Here is a 16,678-nt window from a genome sequence, read left to right as displayed (position 1 = left end):
GACGTCAACCGCGGGCCGATATCAATCGACCGGCCGGGGACGCACCGTTTGGATCTCAAGCTGCACCAGACCATCAAGACCTCCCGGGCCGGCGGCCTGGTGGGGGTGGGTGACCTCGATCGTAAGCTCGTTGCTCGGCAGAAGCAACTTATGCACCTCGTGACGCCAGTTGCCGGCCTCGCAATCGGGCAGCATTTGGTCGTTCAGCGTCACCCGGGCGGATGAAACGAGCGACTCGATCGATAACCAGACCTGCTGGTCGGTTTCGAGCCCCGTAGGCTGGTGAAACTTGCGCACAAAGCGCACGGTGCCGCGAAAGTCGTCGCCTAACGTGCTCGACCAGTCGGCCGGCAGTTGCTGCTTGCCCTCGCTTGAACGCGTAGGGTCGCCCGCCTGACGCTCGAGCACTTCGTAACGCCAGGGACCTCGAAGACGAATGCAGTGCATGAATACCGAACGGGAAAGTCAGTAGTCGGAGACCAGAAATTCAGAGCTTTGCCCTTTACTCGGGCTTCCTCCTATTCGGGAACAAAGTGCTGACGCACCGTGACTTCGCGAATCTGGCCGCTGTCGGGTTCGTAGACGCGAAGCGATACTTGCACCGCGCGAAGCGGAGCAGGGTAGGGGGGCGAGGTCTCGCGCTCGGCCATGTCGTCGGCCCCTAACAACTTGGTCCACGAATCGTTCGATCCATCGCCATCCATATCGTACCAGGTGAAGCTGTCGAACCCGTCGGTCCCCTCGTCGACCATCGGTACGCCGTTCAGGTCGTCACCGTCTTGGTTCACCCCGTCGTTCTCGTAGCTAAAGCTCCAGGTATCGTACACGCGGGTCAGGCGCGCGTCGTTGAGTTTCGACTTCGCGTGAGGCAAACCAGCATAAGGAGAGGAGATGGTGAAGGGGAGATTTGATAGGTTCACACCCCACCGCCGCGCGTCCAGTTCGTGCAGTTCTAGGTACCCAAGATCAACAAAGGCTCCCTCGCCGACCTGCATGGGATCGCTTGAGTTAAGGGCAAAACGCCACCCCACGTCCCCCGCATCGACCGAAGTGATATCGGTAGCAGGATCCACGGAATCACCATTTTGAACTGCAGAACCATTGGGATTGAGTGCATAGATGGGAGACTGTGGATCGTAAACTCGCACGTCGAAGCCTAAGACGTCGCTCAGCATCAGGTCGTTGCCGCGGCGGCTTTGATTGGGTCCCGTGATGCTCAGCGGAACCAGCCCAGTAGTTAGATGCACCACCTGGCCCAATCCGTTCGCTGCCGGGCCCGGTTCATTCACCACTGCACGGGCAGTGCTGCCGCCATCGAGGATGGCGAGGGGACGAATTGGGTAGCCACCGCCCGTACGCACATCAAAACCGAGCACTTCGTTGCTCGATCCGGCACGAGGATTGGCAGAAGCTCCTCCGCCACTCAGCTCGCGATCGACGATAAAGCGAACACTACTAGTCGATCCGCCGCCGGCCGAGACCATGACGAACGGGAAATTGCGACTGCCGGAGCTGGCGTCGCCAGCGAAACCGTGGTGTTCGTAGCGGTTTTCGCGTTTCGTTAGATCGGCCAACGTGTTGGCTTTGATGGTCCAACAGCCATCGGGGGCATTGATCGAATGATCGAACTCAATGCGGGCGGAAATATCGTACCGCTCTTGAAACGCAATCAACGCGGCCAGGGCTTCGGCCTGGTCGCTTGTTTCGTCGGCCAGGTTGGTAAGGATTCGTAGCACGCCGGGTCGGCTCTTATTGCCAGCATCGTCGACGTTGTAGTAGTAGTTGAGCCAGGGGGCCACCAGCAGCGTACGACGGTAAATAGTACGGAACCCTTGCTCCGAACTGGTGCCGAAGTAACCACCGGTATCGACGGCCGGATTCTCCACACAAAACCAAATGACTTCGGCCACCGGCGACGTGATTGCCTGCGATCCCCAATTGGCAAATGGATTTTGTTGGTTTATGTCGTCGTTGTCATTGGTATTAACATTGTTCTTCGGCGCGGGGCCGCTGAAAGGTTCTTTTTCGTTGCGCGATGTGAACGCGAGCACGTCGTCGTAGTCGCCGAGTCCACCGCCGTCGGTCACCCAACCGGGGTTGCTCAGAGCGAAGTTCGTGTTGCTGGCTGGCAGCGTGGAGCTGGCATGGTCGATTTCGCCAGGGATCGGATTCGAACTCAAGTCATCAGTCAGGTCACTGGGGAAGAAGTCGCAGTGAATGCCTTCGATGTATTCAAAGTATCCTGCGTTCGATTCCGGCTTGGTCCAAGGGAGCGTAGGACAGGTGATACCAGCGAGGTCGCGCTGCAGTGTATTGCGTACCTGGCGGACTTGATTGTTCACTTCAATCACGGCTTGCCGCTTCGTCACACTCGAACTGAGCGTGGCGAACACCCCCACGACGGTAGCCATCATCACTAGCGTGATCGTGATGGCAACCAGCATTTCCACCAAGGTGAAACCGACCCGTCGACGCGCGGGCCGCGTACGAACGACAGCGCCAAGCAAATGATAAGACAACGCACCCCTTCTAGAGAGGCTATGGAGTTGATACGACAAGATGGCTGAAATCACCTGGATTACCTCGATTCTCTGTGGCTGCCCGCTTCGAGCCCCTAAGGCGGGCTACCGCTACACATCCTATTGCAACCCGACGTAAGATGTTTGTCAAGAAAGAGTTGGGAATAGTTAGCCCCGTCGCTCCAACGGCGGGAGACAGCAGAAAACTTGGTGACAAAGTGGCAGATCACCTGGATCATCTGCAGTAACCGGCGATAATTGGGGGATTGCCTACGAATAGGAGAAAGGAAGTGCACTTCGGTTGCACGATCCACCATCATGGCACTTTACAAGCGATCAACCATTCTTGGACGATTGGGTTCGATTATGAATTTGCGAAGCGGATTGGCACTTTTCCCGCTAGCTGTAAGCTTTTTACTGCTTGGGGCCCAAGCCTCGCTGGGGCAATCGTCGGCCGACGCGATCGAGAATTACAATCTCGCGGCCCGCTACCAGAAGCTCGAGCAGTACGATCTGGCGCTCACCGAATGGCAACGCCTGGCCACCAAGCATGCCGACGACGCGCTCGCGGCCAGCGGTTGGCACCATGCGGGTGTGTGCCAGTTTCAACTGGGTAAGTACCCCGAAGCGATTCAATCGTTCGAAACTTTTCTGAAAAAATATCCCAAGCATGAGCTGACCGAAGCGACGCTCACCAACATGGGGCTGGCCGCTTACAACCAGGCCCAGGCGCTCGAAGGCAACCCGGCGAACACCGCTTACCAGCAGGCGGTTGCCGCGTTCGATCGGCTGCGTAAGGAGTTCCCCACTAGCAAGCTCGCCCCGCAGGCCGACTATTACCGGGCCGAGTCGCTGTACGCTTTGGGGCAAACCGAGAACGCGGTAAAGGCCTACCGCGAATGGCTTCAGAAGCATGGCGACAGTCCCTTGGCAGGCGACGTGCGATTAGCGTTGTCGGTGGCCTTGAACGAAACCGGCGACGCCGACGAGGCAATCAAGTCGCTCGAGACGCTACTGTCCACTAACCCCGAACCTGTCGTCGCTGGCGAAGCGCTCGTGCGCCTGGGCGATGCCCTCTCGGCCGCGGGTCGTTATCAGGAAGCCGCCACACGTTACGGCGAAGCCCTGACGAAGGGCGACGCGCTGATGGACGCCAACTTTGCCCGCTCGGCCCGAGCCAGCGCCCTGTTCAACGCCGGCGAGTACCAACAAGCCGCAGAGGCCTACGAGCAACTTGGCGACGTCGCCTCGGCTGGCAAAGCCCTCTACCAAGCTCAGTCGTACGCCCAGGCGGCCGAGAAACTTGGCACTGCCTACCAGGCCAAGCCAGAAGATGCCGACCTGGCCCACTGGTGGGTCCGGGCGCTGATCGAAGCCAGCTCGGCCGAAAAGGCCTTGGCGGCCGCCGACCAGGCGCTGGCCAAAACCAGCTCGCCCGAATTGATGCTGGCCAAGGCCGATGCGATGTATGCCCTCGATAACCAGCGAGCCGCGTCGGTAGATGTCTACGCAGCGGCCGCAGCGGCCGGCGAAGGCGAAGTGGCCGCCGAGGGATTCTACCTGGCAGCCGCGACCGCGCTGGAATTGCAGGACTTTGCCAAGGCCAAGCAATACGCCGAGCAAGTGATCGCCAAGTATGGCGATTCGAGCTTTGTCGGCGACGCCCAACTCACCCTGGCCGAGGCCCAGCTGCGAGCCGGCGAGGCTCAGGCAGCTGCAACCACGTTTGCCGAGCTACTGAAGTCGGCCGACGACGAGCATCGCCTGGCCTGGAGCGTTCGCAAAGCGTGGGCCCATAGTACCGCTGGCGACGAGCAAGCAGTGCTCACCACGCTCCAACCGCTCAACGCAGCGGCCGACAGCAGCGATGGCCAGCAGGCCCAGTTCCTCGTGGGTCGCGCGAATTACCGCCTCAAACAGTATCCTCAGGCGATCGAAGCCCTGAAAGCAGTCGCCGCGCTCGATCCTCCGAGCAACTGGACCGCTGAAGCCAAGTTGATTACTGGCCGCTCGCAAGCCGCCGCTGGGGAGTTGGATGCAGCGATCGCTTCGCTAACGTCGCTCATCGACTCGCAGCCCGAAGCCACGATGCTGGCCCAGGCCTATTACCGACGGGGCGAAGCCAACGAGAAAGCGGGCAACGCCGAAGCGGCCATCGCCGATTACGACCAGGTGGTAGCCACCGCAGCCAAGCACCCGCTGGCTCCGTACGCCGGCTATCGCGCGGCACGATTGCTGCTCAACAGCGATCAGGCCGCCGCGGCCGCGGAGCGGTTTGCCAAGCTAGCGACCGAATACCCCGATCACGCCCTCGCCCGCGAAGGGCAGATGGGGCAAGCCAGTTCGCTGGCTCAGGCCGGCAAGCATACCGAAGCGCTGAAAGCTTTGGCCGGCATGGATGGCAAGAATCCTCAGGTCGCCTTGGCCCGCGGCACCAGCCTGGCCGGCCTTGAGAAATGGGACGAAGCTATCGCCGCACTCACCACTGCCACCACCGCCGGCGACGAGTTTACCGATCGCGATCGGGCGTGGTACGAGCTCGGCTGGGCCTATCGCGAAGCGAAGAAACCGGCCGAATCGCAACAGGCGTTCACGAAGCTGGCCGAACAGTTTGCCGACAGCCCACTGGCTCGCGACGCGATGTTCCGCATCGGCGAGTCGCACTACGAAGCAGGCGAGTTCCCTGCGGCCGCGGAGTGGTTTGCCAAATCGGCCGATGGCAACATGAGCGATCCCGAGCTGCACGAGAAGGCGCTGCACATGCTGGCCTGGGCTCGCTTCAAGGACAAGAAATACGATCAGGCCGCCGATAGCTTCGAAGTGCAAATGCAGGCGTACCCCACCGCATCGCTGGCGGCCGACGCCAAGTGGATGCGGGGCGAGTCGCTCTTTGCCCTGGAAGAATACGAGAAAGCCTTGGCCGCGTACGACGAGGCCAAGGCCGACAAGCCCACGGCCCAGTCACTCGCCCCGCTCGGCATGCTTCACGCCGGGCAAGCGGCCAATCAGCTCAAGCAATGGGATCAAGCAGTCGCGTGGCTCAAGAAAGCTAACGCCGACTATCCCGACTACGCCGGGCAGAGCGAAGTGGAGTACGAACTCGGCTGGGCCTTGGCCAAGCAGAATAAGCCGGACGAAGCGATGCCGCTGCTGCTGAAAGTGGCCGACCGCGATACCTCGCCGCTCGGCGCCCGGGCGCGATTCGTCACCGGCGAATTGCAGTTCGCCGCGAAGGACTACGAGCCGGCGATTCGCAGCTTCTTCCGCGTTGCTTACGGTTATGGCGACCGCCAGGCCCCCGAGGCCTACCACAACTGGCAGGCCGAATCGCTGTTCGAAGCCGCGCGGTGCCTGGAACAACTCGACCGCAGTTCGGCAGCCAAAAAGGTGTACGCGGAGCTAGTGGAACGCTTCCCCGAGCACTCCAAGGCCGAGCTTGCCAAGAACCGGCTGAACAGTTTAGGGGGCACTTAGCCCCCTTCGCGCATCTCTTGCCATGGGAGAGCATGACGCTCCTCCCGCTCCGTGAGTCACAGGCTACTTTTCCTCTCCACCCCGCTTGCTGCCATGAATCGATTTTTCGCGTACCTGTTGGTTGGTCTCGTGGCGACCTTCCTGCTCGCGTCGACCACCACCTGGGCCCAACAGGGCGGTTCGCAGGAGAGCCCCTCGAACGATCGGGCGAGCGAGGTGCTGAGTGGCCCCACCGACTCGGAAGTGGCCGCCGAGCAGCCAGTTTCCGACGTGCCGACCGTACGCATGTTCGATCTGCTGACCAAAGGGGGCTGGCTGATGGCCCCGATCGTGCTAATGTCGATCCTGGTGGTCGCCATCGGCATCGAGCGTGCCTTCGGGCTGCGAGAGTCGCGGATCATCCCCGAGGAACTTGTGCAGCAACTCGGCAAGCTCGCCGAATCGAGCGTGTTCGACCCGCGCCAGGCGTATCAGCTCTGCCAGCGATATCCCAGCTCGGCCGCCAGAGTGGTCCGCGCGATGTTGCTGAAGGTAGGCCGCCCGCACGCGGAAGTCGAAACCACCGTGGCCAACGCCTGTCAGGCCGAGAGCGACTCGCTGTACTCCAACGTACGCACCCTGAACCTGGCAGCCAGCGTCACCCCGCTGCTAGGCCTGCTGGGTACCGTGTGGGGCATGATTCAGGCGTTCTTTGTCACGGCCAACCTGCCGGAATCGTCGAACAAAGGCGAAGCCTTGGCGCAAGGCATTTACGTCGCGCTGGTCACCACGTTTGCCGGCCTGGCAGTGGCGATCCCCGCTGCGGTGTTGGCTCACTTTTTTGAGGGTCGCATCTTGCGGCTGCTGCGGAATGTCGAGAGCCTGGCCGCATCGCTGTTGCCGCAGGTGGAGCGTTACGAAGGCAAATTGCGACTCGATAAGCAGCGCCTGGAAAGCGAGCCGGAGAAGTCGAAATCGACCGCCCCGCATATGCAGCCAACGCCGGCGAAGAATTAACCCGCGCGATGGCAGCCGTCCGCCGCTTCGCTCCCGCACGCCCTCGCACTTAGCTCCCACGTTCGCATCATGCCTGTTCAAATCAAAAAAGGAATCTCGGCCAGCACCCTGAGCCTGACTCCGCTGATCGATGTGGTGTTCCTGCTGCTGATCTTCTTTCTGGTCGCAACGCGATTCGAGGAAGAAGAACGCAGCCTGGCGGTGAATCTGCCGAAGGCGAGCGCCGCGCAGCCGACCATGTTCGAGGGGAAAGAGATTTTTGTCACCATCAACGCCGAAGGCGACTACTTTATCGAGGGCAAGCAATTCTCGGCGGCCTCGCTGGAAACCGAGCTGAAAAATCTCTACGAGAACAACCCTGGCAAGCAGCGAGTGACCATTCGCGCCGACCAGGACTCACGCACCGCCAACGCGGTGGCCGTGATCAACGCATGTAACAAGGCGAATATCCGCGATTACAACATCGCTACCGAATAGCCACCCGCCGAGCGCAATGCCCAACCAACGGAATATTCGCAAACTGCCGCGACGTCGGTCAAACGCCTTCGACGAGCGTAATAGCACCACGCAATGGGTGCTGATGCTCTGGGCGATGTTGATCACGGTACTTGTGCTTGCGCTCGGCGGGTGGGAAGACCCGCGGATGCTGTACAACGCATGGGTCCGCCTGATGGGGGTCGCGGTCACCTGGGCACTACTGGCCTGGCTGGCTGCCAAACCGGGCAAGTGGATGGAGCAGCGGTTACGCTTCGGGGTCGCCTGGAGCCTGGTGTTCCATACCGTGCTGGCGATCGTGCTGTTGCTGTCGAACCTGATGTTCTTCTTTACCGAACCGGTGACCGACATCGATCGACAAGTGGTGATGCAGCCAGAAGAAAAGCTGCCGGAGGTGGTCGAGATCGTGCGTCCCGAAACCGAGCAGCAGGAGTACGAGAAACCAGTACCTACCGAGCAGCTCGCCCAACAAATCGAAGCCCAAACCGAGCAATCGAAAGCCGAGTCGCCGACCGAGAGTGTCGAGCAGCAGGAAGCCCCCGAACTGGCCTCGACCGATGCTCCCCAGTCGATGAATCAGCGCCGGCCGCGCACCGCCCTGGCGCACCGGGCGGAGTCGCCAGGGCAGCAGAGCCGGCAGACCGAGGCGGCCACGCTGGCGACCACGGCTCCGCAGCCGATCGTACGCCCGAAGCAGCCGACCCCTTCGGAGTCGGCCGAGCCGTCGCCAGCCGCGCAGGTGGCCAAAGCGAATCCGAGCCAAAGCGAGTCGACGCCCGCTCCCGAGCAGGCATCGGCCGCGGCGCCTACCAATGCTCCTCGCCGCGAGAACACCGACGCCCCGCAGGTGGCCCAGAACGAGCCGACCCCGCGGCAGCGTCAATCGCCCGCCGAGGTGGTGGAACCAGCCCTGGCGAGCATCGCGCCGAGCGTGACCACACCGGAAACCAATCGCGTAGCGGCCGAGCCCTCGCGGCTGGAACGGCCTCGCGAACCAGTAGTATCGCAAAAAGACACACCTGAGCCCCAGATTGAGCGACCGACTCCGCCAACCATGGTCGCACGACGCGACACGCGGGAGCCGGAGATGACTCCCGCAGCAGCACCAACTCCGCTCGATCGCCGCACCGCGGTGAGCGTCGCCCAGGCGGTGGAACTCACGCCGACCGCGCGCAGGCCAGCCGAGCAAACCCGCTCGGCCTCGACGACCGATCAGGCGGTGGAACCGATCGCCGCCGCGGTGGCCAAGCAGCAGCAACCGAATCGCCAGCAATCGAACATCGCCGAGGCGGTGGAAGACTCGTCGACCGCGACGCCGTCGCCGAGCGTGAAGTCCGATCGTCGCCCGACTCGCGTCGCGATGACGAACCCCGCGGCGACGCCTGCGAACAACGCGTCGCCCAGTAAGTCGATCGCCCAGGCGATTGCCGACTCGCCTGAGTCGGTGATGGCCGCGGTGCCGCAGCAAACCACGCCGACTCCGTCGACGAGTCCCTCGCCGCGGGTGCTGGCCGACTCTCGCGGGGGAACCGGCATGCAGGGCTCGGGGCTCAACAACGTGGGCGACGCCCCCGCGCCAGCCAGTCGTAGTGCTCCGTTCGCCAGTTCCACGGCCAAACGCAACCGCAGCACGCAAACCGAACGTGGGCCGTCGCTGGCCCCGAACCCGGTCGCCCAGGTCGCTAAGGGCCGGGCCGCAGCCGCAACCCCGCAATCGACCCTCGCCGCGATTCCGACGCCGATGGCCGACGTCGCTGGGGCAACCAAGCCCGACAACATCAGCGCGTCGAGCAGTGCTGCGACCGATCGCCAGTTCGCCAACGTGACGCTCGGCGACATCACCGCCGCCAAAGGCGAGGCGGAGTTCGACACGGGACCCCCCCAGGTCGCTCCCGAGCAAGGGCAGGGACGCGGCTCGATGGGAGGTCGCATGGCGATGCAGGCGCCGGAGACCAATCGGGGGCTAGGACCGCGCCGAATCGCCCAGGCAGCGATGTCGCCCTCGTCGGTATCGTTGGCCCCGCCAGCCAGCGGATCGGCTGGTGCCGCCGCGCCGAGCACCGCCGCGATCGCCCGCGTCGAGACCCAATCGGGCGGAGCCCTGCAGCCGAGTGCTGCGGGACGACCCGACCGGGCGGACGCCAGTAAACTCACGCAGGCTCGTGCCCCGGCCGGGGCTACCTCGGGCGGCGGGGCCATTTCGCCGAGCACCGGGCCAGAAGCCTCCTCGAGCGTGCAAGGAGCCACTCCTCCCCGCGCTGGCGGATCCATCGCTCGCACCCGCTCGGCCAACGGTCGCGGGGCAGGGCCAAGCGTCGCGTTACCATCGCCTTCGGGGGGTAGTGTGGCCGGGGCTGGTCCTCGGGGCTCCTCGGCAGCGGCCATCGTAAGCACCGCCGAGCCGACACCGATGTCGCCGGCCGCCACTGGTAAGGGTACCAGCCAAGCGGTTGCTGCGGCTCCGGCCACCGACAGCATGCGCGACGTCGCGCCGAAACGACCTGCGATGCTCATCGCCGACCTGGGCGACGGAGGGCTCGCCGCGGCACCGACGCTCGACGCGGGCATTCCCCAGCGTGTCGCCCGCCGACAGGCCAGTCCGCTTCGCATGACTCCCAGCCGATTCGATAACGAAACCGAGGGGGGCGATCGCTCTCCGCCGGGTCGCAAGCGGAACCCAGCCCCCGCGTTCGCGGCCCGCTCCGAACGGCGGAGCGCCGCCCCGATCACCAGCCCCACCGATCCCCGTCCGAAGACCGAAGCGGCCATCGAGCTGGGACTCGAGTTCCTTGCCCGCGTGCAACGCGAGGATGGTAGCTGGTCGCTCGGTGAGTTTGCCGGACTGCCGGTGGACGACGACGAACTACCAAGCATCCGAGCCGACGGAGCCGCTACTGGACTAGCGCTGCTCGCGTTCCTCGGTGGCGGCTACGACCACTACGACGACAAGTACCGCACCGTGATCCAGCGGGGTCTCGATTACCTGGTGAGCCAGCAATCGGACCGGGGCGACATCTTCCCCGAACGCGATTTGCCAGGCCCGCGAGCGACCCGGTTCTACAGCCATGGCATCGCTACCCTGGCGCTCTGCGAGGCGTACGGCATGACCGGCGACCCCGAACTCGAGCGGCCCGCCCAACTGGCGCTGAACTACATCATCGAAACCCAACACCCACGCTACAACGGCTGGCGCTATACCGAAGGCACCAACAGCGATCTGTCGGTCACCGGGTGGCAAATGATGGCCATGCGCAGCGGCGAACTCGCGGGGCTGAGCGTCAATCAGCCAACGTACCGGCGGGTCGGGCAGTTTGTCGAAAAGTGCCGGGCCACGGCTGGCGGGGGAGCCATGTACTGCTACAACCCCTACGTCACCAGCACCCGCGATGGCATGAAGCATTACAACAAGCCAAGCACGGTAATGACCGCGGTCGGCATGCTGATGAAGCTCTATCTAGGCGAGAATCGCGACTCGCAGCTCATGCAGCGGGGGGCCGAGCATCTGCTCGAGAACTTGCCGACCCACGATGGAGAGTTCCGGCTGGTGCCGGTCGGTACCGCTCGCAACCCGCAGCGCGACACCTACTACTGGTACTACGCAACGCAGGTGATGTTCCACATGGGGGGCGAGAACTGGCAACAATGGCACGAGCACCTGCACCCGCTGCTAGTCGACCACCAAACCCAGGAAGGCCCCCTGGCTGGAAGCTGGAATCCACAGAAGCCGATTCCCGATATGTGGGGAGCTCATGGCGGCCGGCTCTACGTCACCTGCCTGAATCTGCTGTCGCTCGAGGTGAGCTATCGACACTTGCCGCTGTACGAAATGACCGGCAAGTAACCATGCGGTCGCGCGTTGGAGCTACACCAAGTCGAGCGGCGACGCGGGGCGGCTTTGCTTCTTTTGACACGGAGCGCAGATGCCGGTGATGATGAGCCGATGCCCGGTCACCCGGAAGCCATGCTCGCGAGCCACCGCGTCGCGGAGGGTCACCAGTTCGTCGCTGGCGAACTCGATCAGCGAGTCGCAGCTCTTGCAGTGCAAATGGTCGTGCTGGGGGTAGCCATAGTCGTGCTCGTAAACGCGACGCCCTGAGAGCGACATGGCTCGCAACATGCCTGCGTCGACGAGTTCGTCGAGCGTGCGATAGATCGTCGCCCGGCTGATGCGTGTCTCTTTATTTTGCGAGAGATGGGCGATCAACTCGTCGGCGTCGAAATGCTCGTGACGCTCGAAGATGCGGTCGACCAACTGCATCCGCTGCTGAGTGACCCGCTTGCCGCGACTCTGCAAATACTCGACGAACCGCTCCCGCGGGGAGAGCGAAACTTCGATCGATTCAAGGGCGTACTCTTTAGACATCGGGAAGCGAGCGGAACACGGCAAGCTGGTCCCACGCCCAAACGGAGCGTGGCGAATCATTACCGCCGAACTAATGCACCCGGCGTCTACGCATTCTAGATCACGCCCCTGCGGCCAACAACCAGCCCGGGATTAACCGCACCTCAGAAACGCCTATAGAAGTCCTACCCCGACAGAGGGGAAATATAGGCAAACTAGACAGCTTGGTTTCGCACTGGGCGAGGGACTTCCCGCGGGGCGCGCACTGGCGATTCACATCGCCTGCGCCGCGGTCATGTTAGCCCATGGAGTCGAACAGCCGATCGACGGCTGCTTCGAGCTTTTCAGGAGTTTCGTAGGTTCCACTGGCAATTTCCGCTCGCAGGCGAGCCACCACGTCGTTGCGAATGCCATCGGTGCCGGTGCTCTCACTAGCAGCTTGCGCGGCTGGCGAAATATCGAGCTGGTCGACCGGCTGGCTCGAGGTGCGAGCCTCGGCCTGCTGAGGGCGTTGATTGAAGTGGGGTCCGTTGAGGGCTTGAGTGCCGTGAACTTGGTGTGCGCCGTTGATTTGCATGATGAGTGATTTCCCGCGGCCAAAGTGCATCCGTTCGCGGCCAATTACTAAAGCTTTCTGAGTTTCGAGTCAAGGGCAACCTGACGCCGATGGCTTGCTCTATCCGTTGGGCAAACGGGGGTCAGGTTACTTATACGTGCTGTATTTGGGGTGGTTCAGGTCTCTTCCAGGCTCGGCGAGAAAGAGGAACAAGTTGCTGAAGAAATTGGAAAGTTCTGCTGAGTAGGTGCACCGTGGCTCCGTACCCAATTCATCGGCGATGCTAGCAAACAAATCGAGATTTCACGTCGGCGACCCAATCGCACGCAACATGCCGCGTGTGCAATCTGTGCGGCTCCTGCACAGTCGGGGTACAATGTCGGATGTGGCGAAACCTCAACGCCTGGGCCACTGCAAGCGGTGGTGTCGGTACGACCGGTACGACCGGTACGACCCCCGGGCGAAGCGGAACCTTGCTGAATGGGCGGTGTTTTTACTGCTAGCTGCTTTTCAATCGTTATGCACCGTTTCACCCGAAGAATTCGTAGCCATGGCCTATCGCTCCCTTCTGGTCGTACTCTGCTTGCTCGCTGGTTTCGCCCTCTCCGCAAAGGCCGAAGAGGAGGTCCGCGTTGCAGACTCTGGACTCTTTGACCGGCTCGATTCCAATGGCGACGGGCTGCTCGCAGCCGAGGAGCTTCCAGCCGATCAGGCGCGACTGTTTGCCCGGCTCGTACGGCTCGGCGACAGCGACAACGATGGAAAACTGGCCAAGAGGGAGTGGGACACCGCAACAACCCCGCGCCGGCCTGCGAAGCCGTTGGAGGAAAAAGCCTCGGGCGAGTTGCCGGGGGCCGATGCCGCGCGGCTCTTGCTGCTGAAGCTCGATACCAACCAGGATGGCAAGTTGGTAGAGAAAGAGATTCCCGAGTCGCTGGCCGACGTTTACACCCAAATCGCGGGTCAGTTCGATAACAACGGCAACGGCCAGCTCGACTCGTTGGAACTCGCCCGCAGCGGCCCGCAGCTGTCGCGACTCGCCCAACGCATCGCCCGCCAGCGCAACTGGGATGTCGAATCCGAACTGGCGAAGTTCGACCGCCAGCAGGGCGAAGCGTCCCAGCGATTCTCGGAGCCACTGACCCGTCAGCGGATGCTCCGCGACCCGTCGCAGCAGCTGGCCCTGTTCGAGGAGTACGACGGCAACCAGGACGGCAAGCTCGTACTCGACGAGGTGCCGGAGGCAGCCCGCGAACGCTTCGAGCGACTCATCCGGTTCGGCGATCGCGACCGCGACGGGGCGTTGTCGAAGGGGGAGTTCGAAACTGCGGCCAACCGAACCCTCCGCTCGATGCGGTCAATGTCGCGCACCAATGCTGAATAAAGCAGCACAAAATCTCATTTCGCGCGCGTTTGTCGCACTGGTGCGACAATTTTCCAAGAACAGCCACTCGGCTGCGAAAAACTAGAGGTCTCAGGCCCTGCCTTTCGGCCGCCGGTTTTCGTATTTCGGACGAAAATCCAGTTTGGCGCGGTAAGTGCAGTGAACCGGGAACTAACACGGCGTGTCTACCGTATAAGCAAGTAACGAGCCTGGCTGCGACATCGTTTGTCATCCTCGTTGCGGATTTTCCCGCCCGGGACCCTAGGAACTTGAGAGGAGGCCCCGATGTCCAGCGATACCAATCAATTGAGAGTCGAATATCCTCACGACTGGCTGCAGCCAGTGGTTTACGACCATTCCGCGTACCGACGTTTTGTGGGTTCGATCGATCATCAACTCGCAGGGCTCGAGCAGAAACACGCCAGCCGCGGTCATGGTGCTCAGCGCAAGGCCATTTTGCCTACGCACCAGCAACCTTGTGGTACCGCTCAGGACGAAGCGTCGGATTCGTCCGACTGCTAATCCAATAGCGAACGCTTGTTGGTGACCTGTTAACGACAGCGGCCGGAGATTATGCTGCAGAGCCATTCCTCGCAACCACGCAGCAAATGCGCCGTTACCTATGAAAGTACTTCTAGCCAGCCCTCGCGGATTCTGTGCGGGCGTGAACATGGCGATCGACTCGCTGGAGCTCGCCCTTAAGCAGTTTGGGCCCCCGCTCTACGTTTACCACGAAATTGTTCATAACAAGTACGTGGTCAACCATTTCCGCGAGAAGGGGGTTGTCTTTGTCGATCACCTCGACGAAGTGCCCGAAGGTTCCACGCTGCTATTCTCCGCGCATGGTGTCTCGCCCGAGATTCGTCAGGCGGCCCGCGATCGGCAACTTACCGCGATCGACGCGACCTGCCCGCTGGTCACCAAAGTGCATCTCGAAGCGATCAAGTACGCCAAGCTCGGTTACACGATCTGCCTGATCGGTCACGAAGGGCACGACGAAGTGGTTGGCACCATGGGCGAGGCCCCCGAGGCCATCCTGCTGGTGGAGACCCCCGACGACGTGGCCCGGCTCGAAGTGGCCGACGAGTCGAAAGTGGCTTATCTCACCCAAACCACGCTCAGCGTCGACGACGCGAACCGCATTATCGCCCGCCTGCGACAGCGCTTCCCGCAGATCGCCAGCCCGCCGAAAGACGACATTTGCTACGCGACGCAAAACCGCCAGGAAGCGGTCTCCATCCTGTCGTCCGAAGCCGACATGGTGCTGGTGCTCGGTAGCCAAAACAGCTCGAACAGCCAGCGTCTGGCGGAACTCGCCCGCGAACGTGGCGTGCCCGCCTACCTGATCGACGGCACCAGCGACATCCGGCCCGAATGGCTCAGCGCGGCCAACACCGTGGTGGTGACAGCCGGAGCGAGTGCTCCCGAGGTGGTCGTGGAGGAATGCCTCGACCTGCTCCGCGACGAATACGGAGCCACGGTCGAAGTACGTACCACCCGCGAAGAACACGTGTCGTTCCAGCTGCCGAAAGAACTGCGGGCGTTGGAAACCAAGTAGCCGGGGGGAGGGCCGTCTAAGCTTCTGAAAGAATCTGGGCCCCCCATTGAAGGCGTTTGAGCGTTGGTGCTCTTTAAAAAAGGTATGGCACCGGAACTTCTTCCCTGAAAGGGAATCACATCCGAGCCCAGTGTTGGTTTTCGGCGAGTTCCACGAGCCAAAAACCTACGCTGGGTTTCGGTGCGTTTAGCCCTGAGCGGTCGAGCGAGCGATTAGACCTTTCTGTGCCCCTACCCGGACCGCTACGCGGTTCGGGTGACACAATCTAGCCACGTATGAGATACAGAGGAGAGAGACCGCAGAACAGTCGCGTCTGATACTTACGGCCAGAATAAATCAGTTGCGGACTCACCCTCACTCACCCCTAAAATGGCGAAAGCGATACTGGTGGTTTGCATAACCTGCCTACTACCAACCATGGGTGTGACGCACCGAAGGGATATCTTGGCATGGCTTCGTCCGCGGGCCTGAAAAGCCATGCGTTTGAAATGGCATGGGCCTCCCAGAAGGGGAGTATCGAGGTCGCCTCTGAAATCATCGTACTTGCCATGCTCAATACAATAGTCCACATAGGCAGACTCCCACCCCAATACGTACCGGTAGGCACAAGCATTCACCAGCCACAAGCTTGTCTCTAGCGACAGCTCGGGCAATTCGTCTTTTGGCAAAGAGGGGTGGAGGCTGCTAGCGGTGGCGGGAGTTGCGAGGACTCCTATGACAAGTAGCAGTAAACCGGTAGCAAACTGTCGCGATGACATGGCGATATCCACATCGACTCCGCTTGTTTTGGGGGAAACCAGCAAGTCTTCAGTCTACTTGGGCGTGGAGTCTTCTCAAACGTCAGTTGTGAAGGGAGAGTGTGTATGCGCGGTAAAAAAGAGGGAGGATGATTTGCAAGAGAGGCTGTTGGGAGCGATTACCGTCGGTGGTGAGGACGTGGCCAGTTTGGGCTTCGCACGAGATGACGAGATGCGAGGGCAACCCACTCTCCGCCCGAATGTCGGTGCTAGCCACCTTGCCTCCCCCACAAGCTGACCACAAAGGCCTGCGCTGCAGTGCGTGCCAGTTCGCCATTCCCTTCAGCCACGGAGTGGCGAAATAGATTGGCCTGGGGCAAACGCTGGCGAGTTCCGCGAGCCGAAGTGCCGCCCCAGGTTTGGTTTGCGAATCGGCGAAGCGGTCGAGCGAGCGATTCCCCACTCGCCGGCATGTGGCCGAGACCGCCATGGGGCCGTGGTGAATCATTGGGCCACGGATGCACACGTACAAGAGATTACGCCCAACACACCGGTGCATTGCATGCACCCTACAATCTTTCCATTTTCTTGTAGAAAATGGCCACCAGATGTGCACT

The 16,678-nt window shown here is 61.8% G+C and carries 11 protein-coding genes; 7 read left to right on the top strand and 4 right to left on the bottom strand.

Translation table 11 applies throughout. The features are described from left to right. Positions 1-21: 21 nt before the first annotated feature. Together Pan181_RS10470 and Pan181_RS10465 are read right to left on the bottom strand one after the other, a co-directional pair. Positions 22-447: a hypothetical protein gene (locus tag Pan181_RS10470; RefSeq protein ID WP_145246762.1), complete on the bottom strand. Its 426-nt coding sequence runs from the start codon at positions 445-447 to the stop codon at positions 22-24. Positions 448-518: 71 nt separating this feature from the next. Further along, positions 519-2,519, bottom strand: a complete 2,001-nt coding sequence (locus Pan181_RS10465) for a prepilin-type N-terminal cleavage/methylation domain-containing protein (protein ID WP_145246761.1) — start codon at positions 2,517-2,519, stop codon at positions 519-521. 384 nt (positions 2,520-2,903) lie between these two features. Here Pan181_RS10465 and Pan181_RS10460 point away from each other — a divergent pair, with 384 nt between their 5' ends. The 4 genes from Pan181_RS10460 to Pan181_RS10445 all read left to right on the top strand — a co-directional run bounded on the left by Pan181_RS10460 (position 2,904) and on the right by Pan181_RS10445 (position 11,325). Continuing rightward, positions 2,904-5,993, top strand: a complete 3,090-nt coding sequence (locus Pan181_RS10460) for a tetratricopeptide repeat protein (RefSeq protein ID WP_197529142.1) — start codon at positions 2,904-2,906, stop codon at positions 5,991-5,993. Positions 5,994-6,086: 93 nt separating this feature from the next. Beyond that, positions 6,087-6,989 carry a MotA/TolQ/ExbB proton channel family protein gene (locus tag Pan181_RS10455; RefSeq protein ID WP_145246759.1) on the top strand — a complete coding sequence of 301 codons (903 nt, stop codon included), beginning with the start codon at positions 6,087-6,089 and terminating at the stop codon, positions 6,987-6,989. A gap of 69 nt (positions 6,990-7,058) precedes the next feature. Then, positions 7,059-7,466: an ExbD/TolR family protein gene (locus Pan181_RS10450; RefSeq protein ID WP_145246758.1), complete on the top strand. Its 408-nt coding sequence runs from the start codon at positions 7,059-7,061 to the stop codon at positions 7,464-7,466. A gap of 16 nt (positions 7,467-7,482) precedes the next feature. Continuing rightward, positions 7,483-11,325, top strand: a complete 3,843-nt coding sequence (locus tag Pan181_RS10445; RefSeq protein ID WP_145246757.1) for a hypothetical protein — start codon at positions 7,483-7,485, stop codon at positions 11,323-11,325. A gap of 21 nt (positions 11,326-11,346) precedes the next feature. On the opposite strand, the gene Pan181_RS10440 is transcribed toward Pan181_RS10445, so the two are convergent. Then, positions 11,347-11,847 (bottom strand): Fur family transcriptional regulator, encoded by a 501-nt coding sequence (locus Pan181_RS10440; RefSeq protein WP_145246756.1) that lies wholly within the window; start codon positions 11,845-11,847, stop codon positions 11,347-11,349. Positions 11,848-12,124: 277 nt separating this feature from the next. After that, positions 12,125-12,403 carry a flagellar biosynthesis anti-sigma factor FlgM gene (locus Pan181_RS10435; RefSeq protein ID WP_197529141.1) on the bottom strand — a complete coding sequence of 93 codons (279 nt, stop codon included), beginning with the start codon at positions 12,401-12,403 and terminating at the stop codon, positions 12,125-12,127. Between the two features lie 529 nt (positions 12,404-12,932). Here Pan181_RS10435 and Pan181_RS10430 point away from each other — a divergent pair. From Pan181_RS10430 to ispH, 3 genes are all read left to right on the top strand, one after another. After that, complete coding sequence (locus Pan181_RS10430; protein WP_197529140.1) at positions 12,933-13,766, top strand: hypothetical protein; 834 nt, start codon at positions 12,933-12,935, stop codon at positions 13,764-13,766. Between the two features lie 285 nt (positions 13,767-14,051). Further along, a complete protein-coding gene (locus Pan181_RS10425; protein WP_145246753.1) occupies positions 14,052-14,288 on the top strand; it encodes a hypothetical protein in 237 nt (78 codons plus the stop codon). Positions 14,289-14,388: 100 nt separating this feature from the next. Further along, a complete protein-coding gene (gene ispH, locus Pan181_RS10420) occupies positions 14,389-15,324 on the top strand; it encodes a 4-hydroxy-3-methylbut-2-enyl diphosphate reductase (RefSeq protein ID WP_145246752.1) in 936 nt (311 codons plus the stop codon). Positions 15,325-16,678 lie beyond the last annotated feature (1,354 nt).

The organism is Aeoliella mucimassa, assembly GCF_007748035.1.
In the GTDB taxonomy this organism is placed as follows: domain Bacteria; phylum Planctomycetota; class Planctomycetia; order Pirellulales; family Lacipirellulaceae; genus Aeoliella; species Aeoliella mucimassa.
This window is presented reverse-complemented; position numbering and strand designations above follow the sequence as displayed.

Excerpts from the sequence above, each read along its gene's own strand:
- Pan181_RS10425 (WP_145246753.1), top strand. The coding sequence starts at position 14,052 with ATGTCCAGCGATACCAATCAATTGAGAGTCGAATATCCTCACGACTGG.
- ispH (WP_145246752.1), top strand. The coding sequence starts at position 14,389 with ATGAAAGTACTTCTAGCCAGCCCTCGCGGATTCTGTGCGGGCGTGAAC.
- Pan181_RS10455 (WP_145246759.1), top strand. The coding sequence starts at position 6,087 with ATGAATCGATTTTTCGCGTACCTGTTGGTTGGTCTCGTGGCGACCTTC.
- Pan181_RS10470 (WP_145246762.1), bottom strand. The coding sequence starts at position 447 with ATGCACTGCATTCGTCTTCGAGGTCCCTGGCGTTACGAAGTGCTCGAG.
- Pan181_RS10445 (WP_145246757.1), top strand. The coding sequence starts at position 7,483 with ATGCCCAACCAACGGAATATTCGCAAACTGCCGCGACGTCGGTCAAAC.
- Pan181_RS10430 (WP_197529140.1), top strand. The coding sequence starts at position 12,933 with ATGGCCTATCGCTCCCTTCTGGTCGTACTCTGCTTGCTCGCTGGTTTC.
- Pan181_RS10450 (WP_145246758.1), top strand. The coding sequence starts at position 7,059 with ATGCCTGTTCAAATCAAAAAAGGAATCTCGGCCAGCACCCTGAGCCTG.
- Pan181_RS10435 (WP_197529141.1), bottom strand. The coding sequence starts at position 12,403 with ATGCAAATCAACGGCGCACACCAAGTTCACGGCACTCAAGCCCTCAAC.
- Pan181_RS10440 (WP_145246756.1), bottom strand. The coding sequence starts at position 11,847 with ATGTCTAAAGAGTACGCCCTTGAATCGATCGAAGTTTCGCTCTCCCCG.